This is a genomic window from Pseudomonas sp. TWRC1-2, from assembly GCF_049896685.1.
Lineage (GTDB): Bacteria > Pseudomonadota > Gammaproteobacteria > Pseudomonadales > Pseudomonadaceae > Aquipseudomonas.
Genome location: NZ_JAFCUU010000008.1, coordinates 154,084 through 171,092 on the forward strand (window position 1 = coordinate 154,084; position 17,009 = coordinate 171,092).

Annotated in this window: 16 protein-coding genes; 6 read left to right on the forward strand and 10 right to left on the reverse strand. The window is 62.3% G+C overall.

Going from position 1 to position 17,009, the window contains the following annotated elements; all coding sequences use genetic code 11:
- Positions 1–5 precede the first annotated feature (5 nt).
- The 7 genes from ACP7B3_RS22495 to ACP7B3_RS22525 form a co-directional block, all read right to left on the reverse strand.
- Positions 6–953: a D-isomer specific 2-hydroxyacid dehydrogenase family protein gene (locus ACP7B3_RS22495; protein WP_426180874.1), complete on the reverse strand. Its 948-nt coding sequence runs from the start codon at positions 951–953 to the stop codon at positions 6–8.
- A gap of 13 nt (positions 954–966) precedes the next feature.
- Positions 967–2,139, reverse strand: a complete 1,173-nt coding sequence (locus tag ACP7B3_RS22500) for an acyl-CoA dehydrogenase family protein (RefSeq protein WP_426180876.1) — start codon at positions 2,137–2,139, stop codon at positions 967–969.
- A 119-nt stretch (positions 2,140–2,258) separates the two neighbouring features.
- On the reverse strand, positions 2,259–2,384 hold the full coding sequence (locus ACP7B3_RS22505; RefSeq protein WP_256676539.1) for a hypothetical protein: 126 nt from the start codon (positions 2,382–2,384) through the stop codon (positions 2,259–2,261).
- The gene (locus ACP7B3_RS22510) at positions 2,381–3,745 is read right to left on the reverse strand and encodes an LLM class flavin-dependent oxidoreductase (protein ID WP_426180878.1); all 1,365 of its coding nucleotides are present in this window, start codon (positions 3,743–3,745) and stop codon (positions 2,381–2,383) included. The genes ACP7B3_RS22505 and ACP7B3_RS22510 overlap by 4 nt, the downstream gene beginning before the upstream one ends.
- Positions 3,746–3,759: 14 nt before the next feature.
- On the reverse strand, positions 3,760–4,734 hold the full coding sequence (locus tag ACP7B3_RS22515; RefSeq protein ID WP_426180880.1) for an ABC transporter substrate-binding protein: 975 nt from the start codon (positions 4,732–4,734) through the stop codon (positions 3,760–3,762).
- Between the two features lie 99 nt (positions 4,735–4,833).
- Positions 4,834–6,417, reverse strand: coding sequence for a rhodanese-related sulfurtransferase (locus ACP7B3_RS22520; protein WP_426180882.1), 1,584 nt, complete (start codon positions 6,415–6,417; stop codon positions 4,834–4,836).
- Entirely contained in the window at positions 6,414–7,025 is a 612-nt protein-coding gene (locus ACP7B3_RS22525) for a cysteine dioxygenase (RefSeq protein WP_145166214.1), read from the reverse strand. Before ACP7B3_RS22525 ends, ACP7B3_RS22520 begins: the two co-directional genes overlap by 4 nt.
- 225 nt (positions 7,026–7,250) lie before the next feature.
- On the opposite strand from ACP7B3_RS22525, the gene ACP7B3_RS22530 reads away from it, so the two are divergent.
- The gene (locus ACP7B3_RS22530) at positions 7,251–8,156 is read left to right on the forward strand and encodes a LysR family transcriptional regulator (RefSeq protein ID WP_124417080.1); all 906 of its coding nucleotides are present in this window, start codon (positions 7,251–7,253) and stop codon (positions 8,154–8,156) included.
- Positions 8,157–8,279: 123 nt separating this feature from the next.
- Positions 8,280–9,074: a class II aldolase/adducin family protein gene (locus ACP7B3_RS22535; protein WP_426180884.1), complete on the forward strand. Its 795-nt coding sequence runs from the start codon at positions 8,280–8,282 to the stop codon at positions 9,072–9,074.
- A gap of 1,116 nt (positions 9,075–10,190) precedes the next feature.
- Here the strand turns inward: ACP7B3_RS22535 and ACP7B3_RS22540 are convergent.
- The 3 genes from ACP7B3_RS22540 to ACP7B3_RS22550 all read right to left on the reverse strand — a co-directional run bounded on the left by ACP7B3_RS22540 (position 10,191) and on the right by ACP7B3_RS22550 (position 13,493).
- Positions 10,191–11,273 carry an LLM class flavin-dependent oxidoreductase gene (locus tag ACP7B3_RS22540; RefSeq protein ID WP_426180886.1) on the reverse strand — a complete coding sequence of 361 codons (1,083 nt, stop codon included), beginning with the start codon at positions 11,271–11,273 and terminating at the stop codon, positions 10,191–10,193.
- A gap of 178 nt (positions 11,274–11,451) precedes the next feature.
- Entirely contained in the window at positions 11,452–12,756 is a 1,305-nt protein-coding gene (locus tag ACP7B3_RS22545) for an ATP-binding protein (protein ID WP_426180888.1), read from the reverse strand.
- Positions 12,753–13,493 (reverse strand): response regulator, encoded by a 741-nt coding sequence (locus ACP7B3_RS22550; RefSeq protein WP_426180890.1) that lies wholly within the window; start codon positions 13,491–13,493, stop codon positions 12,753–12,755. The genes ACP7B3_RS22545 and ACP7B3_RS22550 overlap by 4 nt, the downstream gene beginning before the upstream one ends.
- 248 nt (positions 13,494–13,741) lie before the next feature.
- On the opposite strand from ACP7B3_RS22550, the gene ACP7B3_RS22555 reads away from it, so the two are divergent.
- From ACP7B3_RS22555 to ACP7B3_RS22570, 4 genes are read left to right on the forward strand one after another with little or no spacing between them, the layout of a single operon-like run.
- A complete protein-coding gene (locus tag ACP7B3_RS22555; RefSeq protein ID WP_426180892.1) occupies positions 13,742–14,773 on the forward strand; it encodes an isopenicillin N synthase family dioxygenase in 1,032 nt (343 codons plus the stop codon).
- Between the two features lie 13 nt (positions 14,774–14,786).
- The gene (locus ACP7B3_RS22560) at positions 14,787–15,581 is read left to right on the forward strand and encodes a MetQ/NlpA family ABC transporter substrate-binding protein (protein ID WP_145165817.1); all 795 of its coding nucleotides are present in this window, start codon (positions 14,787–14,789) and stop codon (positions 15,579–15,581) included.
- Positions 15,578–16,324: a methionine ABC transporter ATP-binding protein gene (locus tag ACP7B3_RS22565; protein WP_426180894.1), complete on the forward strand. Its 747-nt coding sequence runs from the start codon at positions 15,578–15,580 to the stop codon at positions 16,322–16,324. Before ACP7B3_RS22560 ends, ACP7B3_RS22565 begins: the two co-directional genes overlap by 4 nt.
- Positions 16,321–16,989: a methionine ABC transporter permease gene (locus ACP7B3_RS22570; RefSeq protein ID WP_426180896.1), complete on the forward strand. Its 669-nt coding sequence runs from the start codon at positions 16,321–16,323 to the stop codon at positions 16,987–16,989. The genes ACP7B3_RS22565 and ACP7B3_RS22570 overlap by 4 nt, the downstream gene beginning before the upstream one ends.
- Positions 16,990–17,009 lie beyond the last annotated feature (20 nt).

The following is a 17,009-nucleotide window of genomic DNA, read 5'->3' on the forward strand; positions in this document are numbered from 1 at the left end:
ACGGCTCAGAGATCGACGAGGTTGGCCAGCGTCGAGCCCTGCACGTAACGCTCAAGATTCGCCAGAAACGTATCGGCAATCTCCTCTTGGCTGTTGGTCGAAATCGCCGAGGTATGCGGTGACAGCCTCACCCGAGGATGGCTGTACAACGGATGCCCATCCGGCAGCGGTTCCGGCTCGGTCACATCCAACGACGCCAGGCCGATCTGCCCGTTGTCCAACGCTTCCAACAACGCCTCCTGATCAAGCAAACCACCGCGCGCGATGTTGATCAGGTGCAACCCCGGCTTGGCGCTGCCGAGCACATCGCGGTTGACGATATGCCGCGTGCTCTCGGTCAGCGGCGCCGCCAGTACCAGATGGTCGGCGCGGGCGAACAGGTCGTGGATATCCCGCGCGGCTTCGACGCCGTCCACGTCAAAAGAGGCATGGCTTTGACGCAACGCAACCACGTTGATGCCGAGTGCCAACGCCTTTTGCGCAAGGCTTTTACCAATCGCGCCAAAGCCGAGAATGCCCAGGGTCGTGCCCTTGAGCGGACGCAATGGCGTGAAGTTCCACTGGGCATCCTTCACCCAGATAGCCGGCAAGTGCTTGGACGCGGCAAAGATCGCCGCCAGGGCGAACTCGGCGAGGTTGTCGGCGGCGCTGCCGCGCGAGGTGGTTACCGGTGGGCCGTTGAACAGCCACTGCGGGTAGAAGTCGATGCCCGAGGAGACCAGGTGCACCCACTGCGCGCCATACGGCCAGCCCGGCGGCGGGGTGTCTGGCGCGGTGTAGCCGCGCACGTTGATCGGGCGCAGCAAGAGGATATTGGCCTGGGGCGGCAAGTCACTCGGCACACCAACAGGCACGCCGATCACCTGGGCTTCAGGATGAATCGAGGCGAGGCGTTCGCGGATCACCGCGTTGTAATCTTCGTCCAGCTGGCTGGCAATAATCACCTGACTCATGAGCGCTCCTTATTCATTTTGGGCCACGTTGGGCGAACACAGCTTTGCCGACGCCTTGCAGCACGGCGTCGTTTTGTGGGGTATGCACGCGGCTGCACAGCACGTCGCGGTAATGGCGTTGCAGCGGGCTGTGGCGTGACAGGCCGGGGTTGCCCGAGGCTTCGATGGCCAACTCGACGGCGCGGATCGCGTTGCCGGTCACCAGGTACTTCAACTGCGCGGCATTCGCGGCCGGTGTGTGGCCTTCAGCGGCGGCATCCAGCAGGCTGCGATTGGCAAACAGCAGCGTGTCGATATGGCCGACGGTTTCCTGAAAACGCGGCAAGGTCGACAGCGCTGCGCCCAGATTGGATGGCTTGCGTTCTTCCAGCCATTGCACCAGCCAGTCCCGTGCGGCCTGGGCCACGGCGTCATACACCGAGGACAGCAACACCGACATCCACAGGAAACCATCGCCATCCAGCTCTGGCTGCGGTGCGCTCCAGGGGCTCACGCTGACGGCGTGGTCCAGCGGCACCAGCACGTTGTCGAGCACCACTTCATGGCTGCAGGTGGCGCGCATGCCCAGGTGGTCCCAGGTGTCGATGATGCTCACGCCGGGGCTGTCTTTAGGCACCAGCCAGGCGCCCACCAGCGGGTCGGCGTCATCGCTGCGCGCCCATACGCTGAACCAGCTCAGACCATGGCTGCCGGTGGAGTAAATCTTGCGCCCGCTGATGCGCCAGCCTTCGGCGGTGCGCACGGCGGTGGTCGCCGGCAGGCCGCCACGCGCCGGGGTGCCCAGGTCGGGTTCGACACGCAACGCATTGATCAGCGCGCCGTTGCGCACTGCGTCTTCGGCGACGTGCACGCGCAAGTGCTGGGGCCAGGTCTTGCTGTCTTGCAAGCGCGTGTGTTGCAGGTACTGCATCACTAGGATCAGCGCGGTGGAGGGCTCGCCCTTGGCAATCGCGCTGATCGCCTTGCGCGCCTGGGGCAAGCTGGCACCGCCGCCGCCCAAGGCCTTGGGCACGGTGAGGGCGACCAGGCCGTGGTCATGCAACAGCTTGAAGTTATCGTGGGGGAAGGCGCCGCTGGCGTCGTACAGGTGCGCAGTGCTCGCCAGCTCGGCGCTGAGGCGTTCGAGCAAGGCTTCGAAGTTGGCGACTTTCACGGAGCGTAAGGACGGTTGGGACGTCATGAGCATGTACTCGGTCAAAAATGTGGGAGCGGGCTTGCTCGCGAATGCGGTGGTTCAGTTAATGAATAGGTTTCCTGACACACCGCTTTCGCGAGCAAGCCCGCTCCCACATGGAAATTGTGGTCTTAGATAGCGATACGCACAGGCTGTTGGCCCAACACGCGCTCCACCACCTGCAACGCCGCCGGCGCCCAGGTGGCCACACGTTCGGCATGCAGCTCAGCTAACTGACGGTTGAGGGACTCGCTCATGCCAGCGCCTCCTGTTGTTCTTCGACCTCGGTGGCGACGCTGTAACGGTTGACCGGCACGTCCAGCCCAAGGTTGTCGCGCAGGGTGTGGCCGGTGTATTCGGTACGGAACAAGCCGCGCTGTTGCAGCACCGGCACCACCAGCTCGGTGAAGTACTGCAAGCCATCCGGCAGCACCGAGTTGATGATGAAACCATCGCTGGCGCCGGTTTCGAACCAGGTCTGGATCGCATCGGCGACTTGCTCCGGGGTACCGACAAAATCGCGTTTGGGCCGCGAGAAACGCAGGGCCACTTCGCGCAGGGTCAGGCCTTCGTCCTTGGCCAGTTGCTTGATGCGCTCGGACCCACCTTTCTGGCTGTTGGCGCCCAGGTCGCCGAGTTCCGGGAAGGGTTCGTCCAGCGGGTATTGGCTGAAGTCGTGGTCGTTGAACGGGCGGCCGAGGGCGACAATGGCGTCCTCCACGGTGACCAGGTCCACGGCCTGCTGATAGCGGTTTTCCACCTCGGCGGCGTCACGCCCGACAATCGGGCGGATACCCGGCAGGATCGACAGGCTACTGGCGTCACGCCCGAAGCCTTTGGCGCGGCGCTTCAAATCGGCGCTGTAGGCTTTGCCTTCTTCAATTTTCTCGACGTGCACGAAAATCGCATCGGCGTTTTGCGCCGCAAAGTTGCGCCCATCTTCCGAGGTGCCGGCCTGGAAAATCGCCGGCTGGCCCTGGCGCGAACGCGCGATGTTGAGCGGGCCTTTGACCGAGAAGAACTCGCCTGTGTGGTTCAGCGCATGCAGCTTTTGCGGGGTAAAAAACTCGCCGCTTTGCTTGTTGTAGGCAAAGGCGTCGTCCTCCCAGGAATCCCACAGGCCCTTGACCACGTTGAGGTGTTCCTTGGCGATGCGATAGCGCACGGCATGCGGTGGGTGCTCGGCCTTGCCGAAGTTGTCGGCGGTGCCGCTGAGCCATGAGGTGACCACGTTCCAACCGGCGCGGCCGCCGCTGATGTGGTCCAGCGAGGCGAACTGGCGTGCCACCTGATAAGGCTCGGTGTAGCTGACCGTCACCGTGGCGACCAGGCCGATGTTCGTGGTCAGCGCGGCGAGGGCCGAGAGAATCGTCAATGGCTCAAAGCGATTGAGGTAATGCGGGCTGGATTTGGCGTGGATATGCAGGCTGTCGGCGATGAACACGAAATCGAATTTGGCGCCTTCGGCCAACTCAGTCTGCTGCTGGTAGAAAGCAAAATTCGTACTGGCATTCGGTTGCGCCTGCGGGTGACGCCATTCGCCCCAGCCGTGACCGACGCCGTGCACCATGGCGCCCAGCTTCAAATGGCGTGGCTGCAATTGATCTGGCTTGCTCATGTGTCGCTCCTTGCTTAGCGCGATGCTTGGGAAGTGGGAAAACGCTCGGCGTTAAAGCTCTTGTCGAAACCCTGCGACACGTCGATGTGCTTGGGCAGCAGGCCTTCCTTCTGATAGGTGTCGGCCGTGGCTTGCAGGCCGCTGATCACGCTGTCGTCGATTACCACGGGGCTCAGATGAGTGTCTTTGGCCACCTCGACGTGCACAGCCAATGGCAGGCCGGTGATTTTCGATTGGGCGGCAGCGTATTCATTGGGGTGTACGTTGGCCCACGCATAAGCGCGATCGACGCGGGCGACAAAGTCGTTCAGTTGCGCGCGTTTTTCGCTGATAGCCTGGTGGGTGGCCGCAAAATACAGGTGGTTGCTCAGCAGCTGGTTGCCGCTGACCAGCACCCTGGCCTGGCTTTGTGAGGTGACCACCGTGGTGTACGGGTCCCACGTGGCCCAGGCGTCGACGGTGCCGTTATCGAGCACCAGCCGCGATTCGGCGGGCAGCAGGAAAATGAATTGCACATCCTTGGTGGTCAGCCCCGCGCTGGCCAGGGCCTTGATCGCCAGGTAGTGGCCGATGGAACCGCGCCCGGTGACGATTTTCTTGCCCTTGAGGTCGGCCACCGTCTTGATCGGCGAATCCTTGGGCACCACCAGGGCGGTGGTGTTGCGCCCTTCGGCGTGGATGATGCTGACCACTTTGAGCGAGGCGCCGGCGCCCAGAGCGAATACGTAGGGCGCATCGCCGAGCGCACCGACATCCACGGCGCCGGCATTCAGGGCTTCGCCCAACGGCGAGGCGGAGGGGAATTCCGACCATTGGAGGGTGTAGGGGACGTTTTGGGTTTCGCCCGAGGCTTCCAGCAGTGCCTTGATGGTGGATTTTTGATTGGCCACGCGCAGCGGTTGCAGGTCGGCGGCCTGGGCGGTGGTGAGCAGGCCAAAGGCGAGGGCGGTGCCCAGTAACAGGCGTTTGAACGCAGGGGTAAAGGTCATGAGCGGTAGATTCCAGACAGTTCGAAAAGGTGTGGGTTACCTCCGCCTGGAAAGGGGTCGGTGCGGCCTGCCCCGATTCGGGGCAGGCGTGAAGGTGGCTCAGATCACATAGAAACCATGGGTGCCGTCGCGGGCCAGCTGGTCGACCAGGCCGAACTCCCAATCCAGGTACGCCTGCATGGCTTCCTTGGGGCTGTCGGTGCCTTCGTAGGGTCGGCGGTAGCGGTCGATACGCGGTGAGGCCAGGTGGGTTTCACCGGTTTCCAGCGGCAGTTGCTCGGCGATCCAGTGGGTGGTGCCGCCTTGCAGCAGGAACACCGGTTTGCCGGTCAGCGCCTCGACTTCGGCCACGGCCAGGCGCGCCAGCTGGCTGGTGCCGCAGGTCAGCACATAACGTTCGGCAGGCGGCACTTTGGTCAGCGCTTCGGGCAAATACGCCCGCAGTGCCCAGTGGGCGCCGGGGATGTGGCGCTTGACGTAATTGACGCTGGGGGTGAAATCCAGCACCGCCGTGTCGCCGTGGGCGAGCCACTGCGCCAGGGTGTGCGGGCTGATCAACTCGGCTTGCTGCGGCGCCGGTACGGGGGCTACCCAGGCACCGGTTTCGCTGAAGTGCGCCGTTTGCAGGCCGTCGAGCACATGCACTTCCCAGCCCAGTTGCGCGAGCCAGGAGGCGGACATATTGGCGCGCACGCCGTCGTCATCCGCCAGCACCAGGCGCGCACCGCGCACGCTGGCGACGTGATCGGTTTCCTGCACCAGCTGGCCGCCCGGTGTGGAGCGTGCGCCGGGCAGGTGGCCGGCTTCGAATTCTTCCGGGGTGCGCACATCGAACAGGTACGTGGTGCGGTGCGGTTCCTGCTGCCAGCGTTGCAGGTCAGCCAGAGTGGCGCGGCCGACGCGAGCTTTATCGGCCACGCGGCGCGCGTCCCGGGCGGCGATCTGGCGGTGTTCTTCGCGGGTTGGCGCAAAGCGCCGCGACTGGCCGTGGGCGAGTTTCTGCCCGGCCAGCGTCCAGCCGATGGTGCCGTTACGCAGCGCCGACACCGGGTTGGCGATGCCAGCGTTGATCAGCGATTGAGTGCCAATAATGCTGCGCGTGCGCCCGGCGCAGTTGACGATGATGCGTGTGGACGGGTCCGGCGCCAGTTCACGGGCGCGCAGCACCAGCTCGGCACCGGGCACGCTGATGCCGGTGGGGATGCTCATGGTCTGGTATTCGTCGAAGCGGCGCGCGTCGAGCACCACCACGTCGGCTTGGTTGTCGAGCAGGGCCTGGACTTCTTCGGCGGCCAGGGACGGCGTATGGCGCTCGCTCTCGACCAGCTCACCAAACGCTTTGCTGGGCACATTGACGTCGTTAAACAGTTCACCACCGGCACGGCGCCAACCGTCCAACCCACCTTCAAGCAGGCCGACCTGGGTGTAGCCCAGCGCAACCAGGCGCTCGGCAGCGCGCTGCGCCAGCCCTTCACCGTTGTCGTAGACGGTGACCTGGGTATCGCGCCGTGGAATGCGCGCGTACACCTCAAGCTCCAGTTTGGACAGCGGAATATTTGCAGCGAACAGCGGGTGCGACTCGGCAAACGGCGCTTCTTCGCGCACATCGATCAGGGCGACTTCTTCACGGTCCAACAGGGCCTGACGGATCTGGGTGAAGCTGCGGTTCGATACGGTGGTCATAGGGCAGGGCTCTTTTCTTTGGACACATCCCAGATGTTCGGGAGGTAGGCGTTGGAATAACCGGAGATAAACAGTTTCTCGCTGCCGTCGGGCTGATACACCGCGCGGCGTACCGCACCGATATTGGCGCCGTACACATGAATGCTGATCGACACCTGGTCGCTGTGGGCATTGCTGACCTGATGGATATCGCCGACCTTGGGCGACACGGCCTCGACCTGACCCGGCACCAACTGAATCGGCTTGCCCTCGGCAACGAGGCGGCCGTCGGGTGCGCGTCCAAAGCCCTGGGAAAATTCCGAGCCGCGCAGCATGCCGATCAAGCCCCACACCCGGTGGTCATGAATCGGCGTACTTTGCCCCGGCCCCCATACAAAGCTGACGATGCAAAAGCGCTGGCGCGAATCGGCATGCAGCAGAAATTGCTGGTAACGCGCGGGGTCGGGTTGGGCGTATTCGTCGGGCAGCCAGTCATCGTGGCTGACCAGTTGCGCCAAGAGCTTGCCGCCGCGGTGCAGCAGGTCGCCTTCGCGTGGATTGCCGTCGATCAATTCCGCCAGGGCGCCTATAAAGGCTCTGAGTCTCTCGGGGTGTCGGGCCTGGGTCATGGCACTTCCATCGCTGCTTTAACGGGGAGGGTGTAATGGGTTTATATAAGCATAATGTTTATAGTTAATATGCTATTTTTTAATGATTAGCTTATAGCTTTAGGTAATTTAGAACCGCTCTGACTAGCGTTAGACGTTATCGATCACAGCGCGGGCTATCCATGCAGCGTTCCTGCAACTATGCTTCGCACACATCTTAATGACTGTTCTCTATGTGCGGCCCAAATGAAAATTGACGATATCGATGCCTTTGTCGAAGTGATTCGTTGCCAGTCCATCAGCCATGCCGCTGAGTCGTTGCAACTGACCCAGCCGGCCATTACCCGCCGTGTGCAGAACTTCGAGCAGGCGCTGGGCGTGGAGCTGTTCGACCGCAACACCAAGCCCCTCAAGCCTACGCTGATCGGTACGCGTGTTTATGAACAATGCCGGCTGATCCTGCGTGAAATGGATGCCCTGCGCGAACTGGTGGCCACCGATGCGCCGCCCACTGGCGTATTGCGCCTGGGCGTGCCGCAGACCATTGGCGACGTGGTGCTGCTCGATGCGCTCAAGCACCTGCGCACCGAATACGCCGACCTGCGCACCCAGGTCGCCACGGGTTGGGGCAGCCAACTGGTCGGCAAGATCGAGCGCGGTGAACTGGACGCGGCGGTGGCGCTGTTTCCGGCGGGCAAGATTTTCCCGGACAACATCGTCGGTGAGTCCATCGGCAAGATGGAGTTGGTGGTGGTGTGTGCCAAGGCGCAGTTGCCGAAGAAGCCGTGCAAGTTGGCCGATGTGTACCAGAACGGCTGGATTCTGAACCCGGATGGCTGCGGTTTCCGCGCCGGCTTGCAGCGCACCTTGTCTGATCAGGGGTTGGCATTGCGGGTGAACCTGGAAACCTTCGGCACCGAATTGCAATTGGGGTTGGTGGCAGACGGTTTGGGCCTGGGGCTGGTGCCGCGGCCTTTGCTGGAGCGCAGCGCTCACCGTGAGCAGCTGGCGGTCATGCCGCTCAAGGATTTCAAGCCAGTGATGGATTTGTGGCTGATCTATCCGCATTTTCTCGGCAACCTGCAGGGGCCGGTGGATGCATTCGGCAAGCTGGTTGCGGACTCGCTGCACAAGATCCGCAACGCGGCCTGAGCGAGGGACGTGATTTTTATAAAAAAGAATAATAATTAGCTTAGATTAAAATGTGCTTTTTATTATTTTTCGGCATCCCCTAGGCTGCCTGGAAGTCCTTAAGGCCATCCAGGAAGTTTTGCCATGAGCAGCGTCACCTCTCTATCCAGCGTTTCCAGCAACGTCCGCCAGCGCGTGTCGCCTGAAGAGTGGGAGGTGCGCGTCAAACTGGCTGCGGCCTATCGGCTGGCGGCGTTGTACAAGTGGACCGATCACATCTACACGCACTTCTCGGCCCGCGTGCCGGGTCCGGATGAGCATTTCCTGATCAATGCCTTTGGCTTGTTGTTCGATGAAATCAGCGCGTCCAACCTGGTCAAGGTTGACCTTGACGGCACGATTGTCGACGACCCTACGGGCCTGGGCATCAATTACGCAGGCTATGTGATTCACAGCGCCATTCACGGCGCGCGGCATGACCTGCAAGCGGTGCTGCACACGCATACCCGTGACGGTATTGCGGTGTCGGCGCAGAAGGACGGTCTGTTGCCGATTTCCCAGCACTCCATCGCGTTCTCCGGGCGTATCGCGTACCACGGCTATGAAGGCGTGGCGCTGGACCTGGACGAGCGTGAGCGGTTGGTGGCGGACCTGGGGGACAAGAGTGTGATTATTTTGCGTAACCATGGGTTGTTGACGGCGGGGGTGAGCGTTGAGCATGCGTTTCAGCAACTGCAGGGGCTGGAGCGTGCGTGCAATATTCAGGTGGCGGCGCAGGCGGGCGGTAATGCGCAGTTGATCTTCCCGCCGGCGGAGGTGGTGGCCAAGGTTGAAGAGCAGGCCAAGGTGTTCAGCAACGGGGCCGGGCCGGGTGTGGCGCGGCATTGGGATGCGTTGGTTCGGCAGTTGGAGCGTACGGATACCGAGTATAAAAACTGACGTTGGCGGCGGTGTGGGGGCTTGTTTGGGTAGATTGGGGGCATATCCGTTGCTGCGGTAACGGCGGCTGGCGGTTCCGCTCTTACAGCGGGTCACTTTTGGCAAACGCCCCAAAAGTAACCAAAAGGTCTTTGCCCCACCACTCGGCACCTCGCCTAGGCTCGGTGTTCCCTCACTCCGGCTTGAATCCGTGGGCCGCCGCGACGGGCCATCCATGGCCCAACGCGGCTAACCCGGCGTCCTGCCGGGTTACCCACGGATTCAAGCCTGCGTTCGGCCAGCGTGGTTGACGGGGCCTGTCAGATCACAAGCAAGATCAAAAGCAGAGCACGGCGGCCTAGTAGCCGACCTGAGTGGTAGAAGCAAAAGCGGATCAAAAGCACAGCAACACACCTCTATCTGATGCACTGAGCTCCAAATGTGGGAGCGGGCTTGCTCGCGAAAGCGGTGGTTCAGTCAGCTCATGTATCACTGGCACACCGCCTTCGCGAGCAAGCCCGCTCCCACAAGTTGATCGCGTTCAGCATCCAGCACCGCACGGCTTGGCCTTTCTGTGGGAGCTGGCTTGCCTGCGATGCAGGCACCTCGGTCCATCAGGTACACCGGGTTGATGCCATCGCAGGCAAGCCAGCTCCCACCTTTGACCGAGTACAAACGACACCCATCTACCTGACGCACAGAGCTCCAAATGTGGGAGCGGGCTTGCCCGCGAATTCGGTGGTTCAGTCAGCTCATGTGTCACTGGTCCACCGCCTTCGCGAGCAAGCCCGCTCCCACCTTTGACCGAGTACAAACGACACCCATCTAACCTGATGCACAGAGATCCAAATGTGGGAGCGGGCTTGCCCGCGAATGCGGTGGTTCAGGCAGCTCATGTGTCACTGGCACACCGCCTTCGCGAGCAAGCCCGCTCCCACAAGTTGACCGAGTACAAACGAAACCCATCTACCTGACGCAAAGAGACCCAAATGTGGGAGCGGGCTTGCTCGCGAATGCGGTGGTTCAGGCAGCTCATGTGTCACTGGCACACCACCTTCGCGAGCAAGCCCGCTCCCACAAGTTGACCGAGTTTAACTGCCAGAACCGCAGTGCTTCGCTTTCCTGTGGGAGCTGTGTTTACGCGACCTGCTTGGCCTGCTCGCGCTCTGCGACCAATTGGCGGGTGAGTGGAATCAAGCGCTTGCCGTAGTCGATTGCATCATTGAGCGGGTCGAAGCCGCGAATCAGGAAGGTGGTAATCCCCAGGTCGTAGTAATCCAACAACGCTTCAGCGACTTGTTCGGCGGTGCCCACCAGTGAGGTGGAGTTACCTTGGGCGCCAAGCAGCCCGGCAATCCCGGTCCACAACCGCTTGTCCAGCCGCGAGCCTTGCGCCGCTGCTGCCAGTAAGCGGCGTGAGCCTTCGTTCGGCGGTTCCCGTCGCACGAATCCGTTCTTTTCAGCCAGCGCCGTGGCCTGTTGCAAGATTGTCTCGGCACGCGCCCACGCCAGTTCTTCGGTCTCGGCGAGGATCGGGCGCAACGACAAACTGAAGCGGATCGTGCGCCCATGCTTGGCCGCTTCGGCACGCACCTGAGTCACCACTTCGCGCACTTGCTCATAGGTTTCACCCCACAGCGCATACACGTCGGCATGTTTGCCCGCCACCGCAATCGCTGCCGCGGAAGAGCCGCCGAAATACAGCGGAATGTGCGGCTGCTGCGGCGACTTCACCGTCGAGTGCGCGCCTTGCACCTGGTAGTACGTGCCCGAGAAATCGAAGGGCTGCTCGCTGGTCCATTCCTGGCGCACCACGCTGAGGTACTCGTCGGTGCGCGCGTAGCGTTCGTCCTTGCCGATGTGGCTGCCATCGGCGCGCAGTTCGCGGTCATCGCCACCCGTGATGATGTGCACGGCGGTGCGCCCGCCGTTGAAAACATCCAGGGTGCTGAACTGGCGCGCAGCCAGCGTGGGCTGGGCGAAACCGGGGCGGTGCGCGATCAGGAACTGCAGCTTTTGGGTCACGCTGGCGGCATGCGCGGCGATCAGCGTGCTGTCCGGGCTGTTGGAATGGAAGGCCACCAGGGCGCGGTCGAAGCCGGCCTCTTCGTGGGCGCGGGCCACGGTTTCGACGTAGTCCGGTTGCAGGGTCGGGCCGCTGCGCGGGTGGATCTCAGAGGCGTGATGGCCGCCGATATAGCCGATGAATTCAATGCTCATGGTCAGTCCTTGTCAGGTACGGGATCAACACCTCCTCCTCCGGGCGTGGGGTCGGTCACTCGGCTCAAAAGTAAGGGCGGGAGTCGGGTCTGTAAAATGCCTGTTGGTTCTAACCTAAGTATTAAAATATTGAATTATTGTTCGGTTTATTTATTAGTAACGTGCATTAAGCGGTGAGCTACAGGCTCAGACGAATCTGCGCACACAGCCCACCGCCCGCGCGATTGCTCAAGGTCAGCGAGCCACCGATCGCCACCACCAGCTGCTGCGCAATCGCCAGGCCCAGCCCGGTGCCGCCGGTGCCGCGATTGCGTGAGCTTTCTAGCCGATAAAACGGCTGCATGACGTGCACCAGTTCGTCCTCGGCAATCCCCGGTCCGCGGTCCAATACGCTGATCGACAGCTGCCCGGTTGGCGTCGAGCCGACTGCCAGTTCTGCGCTGCCGGCGAATTTCAGCGCGTTGTCCAAGAGGTTCACCAGCACCCGCCGCAAGGCGTGAGGGCGGGTGTCGAGCACCAGCGCACTTTTACCGCTGATGCTGACCTGCTTGTGCATGTCTTGATAATCAAACACCAGGCTGTCCAGAAACGCGTCGAGGTTGATGCGATGACTGGATTCGGTAGCGCCGTGCACGCTGCGCGCGTAGGCCACGCCTTCGCGCACCAGGTGTTCCATTTCCCCCAAGTCACTCCAGAGCTTGTCGCGGTCGGCAGAATCTTCCATGAACTCAGCGCGCAGTTTCATGCGGGTAATCGGCGTTTGCAGGTCGTGGGAAATCGCCGCGAGGATCTGCATGCGTTCCTTGAGGTATTCGGCGATGCGTTGTTGCATCTGGTTGAACGCTGCCGCTGCGTGGGCCACTTCGGTCGGGCCGTGTTCGTCCAGCGGCGTCGGATGAGCGTCCGGGTCGAGGGTTTCCACCGCGCGGGCCAGGCGCGTCAGCGGGCGAATCGCCAGGCGCACGGCCAACCACGTGCAGCCGAGCAACAGCGCCAATTGCAGGATCAGCACCACCGGCAACCAATAGGCCACGGGCGGGGCGGCCGGGCGTACGTCGAGGGTGATCGGGTTGCCATCGGCCAGGGTCAGGTGCGCCTGGAAGTGCTTCTGCAGGCCGGGAATGGTGCGAAAGGTCAGCGCGTACTGCTCGCCCAGCGCATCCGCAATCGAGGTGGCGGCCATCGGCATGTCGTCACTGCTCATCGGCTCACCGGTCTCGCCGGCATTGAGCAGGTAATGGTAGTTCTGGCGGTCGATACGCGGCAGCCAACTGGCGCGCTCGTTGGCGGGCAGGCGGTCGAGGATTGCCACCGAGGTCGACACGTCGTTCTCCAGGTTGCCGAGCATCGCGGTGCGCGCGCTGATATAGCGCTCGTAGAACTGCGCACTGAACGACAACCCATGGGCGCACACCAGGCTGATCAGGAAGATCAGCGACAGCTGCGACGCCAGCGTGCGCGGCCAACCCAAGCGCCATTTCATTGCGTGGCTCCAAGGATTTCCACCGCCAGGGAAAACACATACCCTTCGCTGCGCACGGTCTTGATATACGCCGGTTCACGTGCGTCATCCAACAGGCGTTGGCGCAGGCGGCTGACCAGCAGGTCGATGGAACGGTCAAACAGATCCGCGTCGCGGCCCTGGGTCAGGTTGAGCAATTGGTCGCGGTTGAGCACGCGCTGCGGGTGATCGAGGAACACCCGCAGCAGGCGGTATTCGGCGCCGCTCAAGGCCACCAGCGTGTCGTCTTCGTCGAGCAGGTGGCGGGCGGTGGTGTCCAGCCGCCAACGGCCAAAACGAATCAGCCGCCCGGTTTCACTCACTACCAGGTTCGGCGGCAGCATGCGCGTGCGCCGCAACACGGCGTTGATCCGCGCCAGCAGTTCGCGGGCGGCGAAGGGTTTGACCAGGTAATCATCGGCGCCCATTTCCAGGCCGATGATGCGGTCGGTTTCATCGTTGCGCGCGGTGAGCATCAGCACCGGCGTGGCTTTGTGCTTGCCCACCCGCAACTCGCGGCACAGCTGCAAACCGTCGTCGCCGGGCATCATGATGTCCAGCACGATCAGGTCAACCGGGGTGGTGTCGAGGAAACTGCGCATCTGGCGGCCATCGGCGACTACTGTGGTGCGCATGCCGTTTTTCTTCAGGTAATTGCCCACCAGCTCGCGGATCTCGCGGTCGTCATCGACGATCAGGATATGGTCGACATGGTCCATGCTGCGTTCCTCGTTAAATGCTCATGGGCCGCAGTCTAGCCATCGCCGCAGGGTTTGCCTTGTGCCCTTTGTATTGCAGTGTATCTGGCGATAACGAGATACACAGCGAGGCAAAAAAACCGACAGGCCAGCGTCCGGCGTCGTTCACCTGCGTGCCTAAGCTAATGCTAAAAAGGTATTTATTAAGGTTTTTTAAGATCGTTTAGCTTGGTTGCTCCAACCCAAGATGCTTATGGAGTGAGCCGCCGATGCTGCAATCAGTCACCACCTTGCCGCTGCTGGATCTGTCGCAGCTTGACGGCACGCCTCAGCAACGCGGCGAATTTCTCGATGCGTTGCGCGCTGCCGCGCGGCAGATCGGCTTTTTCTACCTGAACGGCCACGGCATCGACCCGGCGCTGCTGGCTCAGGTGCAGCAGCAGGCGCGCGCATTTTTTGCCTTGCCCGAGGCCGACAAACTGGCGGTCGGTATGCTCAACTCGCCGCACTTTCGCGGCTACAACCGCGCCGCTTCGGAGATCACCCGCGGCCAGCCGGACCTGCGTGAACAGTTTGATGTCGGCGCCGAACGCGAGCCACTGAACGCGGATCAACACCCGGCCGCGTGGGCCCGCCTGCAAGGCCCGAACCAATGGCCAGCCGCCTTGCCCGAACTCAAGCCGTTGGTTTTGGCCTGGCAGCAGGCAATGACGCAAATGGCGTTGCGCTTGCTACGCGCCTTCGCCCAAGCCTTGTCGTTGCCCGAGCAGGCCTTTGACGCACTGTACGGTGACCAACCCAACGAACACATCAAACTGATCCGCTACCCCGGCCGCCACGCGCAACAAAGTCGCCAGGGCGTGGGCGCACACAAGGACTCCGGCTTTTTGAGCTTTCTGCTGCAGGACGAGCAGGCCGGTTTGCAGGTGGAGGTGGAGGAGGGCCGCTGGATCGACGCGTCGCCGCGCCCCGACACGCTGGTGGTGAATATCGGCGAACTGCTCGAGTTGGCCAGCAACGGTTACTTGCGCGCCACCGTGCACCGCGTGGTGTCGCCGCCGGTGGGCAGCGAGCGTTTGTCCCTGGCGTTTTTTCTCGGTGCGCAGCTGGATGCGGTAGTGCCGGTGTATGACTTGGCACCCGAACTGCTGCGCGATGCCCACGGGCCGACCAGCGACCCGCGCAACCCGTTGCTGCGCGATGTCGGCTGGAATTACCTCAAGGGCCGTCTGCGCTCGCACCCGGATGTCGCCCAACGTTTCTATGCCGACGCCACACTTCCCCACGCACTGTCCGCCTGATCAGGAGATCACCATGCTGAAGACATCTGCACTTACCCTGGCGGCGTTGCTGGCCTCATTGAGCGTGTCGGCCGCCGATGCGTTGCGCGTCGCCGCCGACCCGATTCCCCATGCGCAGATCCTCGAATACGTGCAGAAGCTCGACCCGAGCCTGAACTTGAAGATCATCGAAATTCCCAGCGGCGTGAACTCCAACGAGTTGCTGGCGCACGGTGATGTCGACGCCAATTACTTCCAGCACCTGCCGTTTCTCAATGCTCAGGAGCAGGCGCTCGGGCAGAAGTTCGCGGTGGCTGCTACGGTGCATATCGAACCGCTGGGCATTTACTCCCATCGCCATACCGGTTTCGCCCAGGTGCCGGACAAAGGCACGGTGGCGGTGCCGAACAACGTCACCAACCTCAGCCGCGCGCTGTACCTGTTGCAAGCCAATGGCCTGATCACGCTCAAGCCGGGTTTCAATGACGCGTCCAGGGAGCAAGCCACGCCCAAGGACATCGCCGAGAACCCCAAGCACCTGAAGATTCTGGAGATCGAGTCGCCGCAAATTCCGCGCGCGCTGGACGATGTGGACCTGGCGGTGATCAATGGCAACTTTGCCCTGGAAGCCGGGTTGGTGCCGGCCAAAGACGCCTTGGGCCTGGAGAAAGCCGAGGGCAACCCTTACGCGAATATCCTGGTGACCACACCAAAACTCGCGGATGACCCGCGCATCAAGCAACTGGCCAAGGACCTGCGCTCGCCGGAAGTGGCCAAGTTCATCAGCGAAAAATACGCGGGCTCGGTGATTCCGGTGGCGGCCGAATGATCGTCGTCGAGGGCGTCAGCAAAACCTACGCCGACGGCCAGCCGGCGGCCCTGGATAACGTGTCGTTGCGGATAAACGACGGGTCGATTTTTGGCATTGTCGGCCGCAGCGGGGCGGGTAAAAGTACCTTGCTGCGCTGCCTTAACCTGCTGGAGCGGCCCACCTTCGGGCGCATCCTTTTGGACGGCCAGGACCTGACCCAACTGAGCGACAGGCAACTGCGCGAGCAACGCCAGCGCATCGGCATGATCTTCCAGGGCTTCAACCTCCTGCATTCACGCACGGTGGCGGGCAACGTCGCGGTGCCGCTGGAAATCGCCAAGGTGCCCAAGGTTGAGCGCGCGGCGCGGGTGGCCGAGTTGCTGGCGTTGGTGGGCTTGAGTGACAAGGCTGAGGCGTTTCCTTCGCAGCTCTCCGGCGGGCAGAAACAACGCGTGGGCATTGCCCGTGCATTGGCGGCGCGTCCGACGTATCTGTTGTCGGATGAGGCCACCAGCGCGCTGGACCCGCAAACCACCGCGTCGATTCTTGAGTTGTTGCGCGACATCAACCGGCAGCTGGGCGTGACCATCGTGTTGATCACCCATGAACTCGAGGTGGTCAAGGCCATCTGTGACAGCGCGGTGTCGCTGGCCGATGGACGCGTGGTGGAAAGCGGCACGCTGCTGCAGTTGCAAGCCGACCCGGCATCGCACCTGGGCCGTTCGCTGGCGCCAAGCCTGCCGGTGGTGAGGGCCGTATGAAAACCGACTGGAACGAGATTGTTCAACTGCTGCTCAACGCCACCGGCGAAACCCTGTACATGGTGCTGCTGGCGGGCATGTTCACGCTGTTGATCGGCTTGCCGCTGGGCGTGGTGCTGTTTATCAGCCGACGCGGCGGCTTGTTGCCTTTGCCACGGCTCAACCGGGCGTTGGGCGCCGTGATCAACCTGGGGCGGTCATTGCCGTTTGTGGTGATGCTGATCGCGTTGATCCCACTGACGCGCCTGATCGTCGGCACCACATTGGGCAGTACGGCGGCCGTGGTGCCGATCACGATTGGCGCTTTTCCATTTTTTGCGCGCATCGTCGAGACCGCCCTGGATGAAGTGGACAAGGGGCGCATAGAAGCCATCGTTGCCATGGGCGGTGACGTGCGTCATGTGATCCTCAAAGTGCTGCTGCCGGAAGCCTTGCCCGCGCTGGTGGCCGGGGTGACGCTGACGCTGGTGATGCTGATCGGCTTTTCCTCCATGGCTGGCGTGATCGGTGGCGGCGGGCTGGGCGACCTGGCGATTCGTTATGGTTATCAGCGTTTCAACAACCAGATCATGGTGGTCACGGTCATCGTTCTGGTGGTGCTGGTGCAGGGCGTGCAAAGCCTGGGGGATCGCTGTGTGAGGTCGCTGGCGCACCGCCGATCCTGACTTTGCCCCAGGGCGAAAAA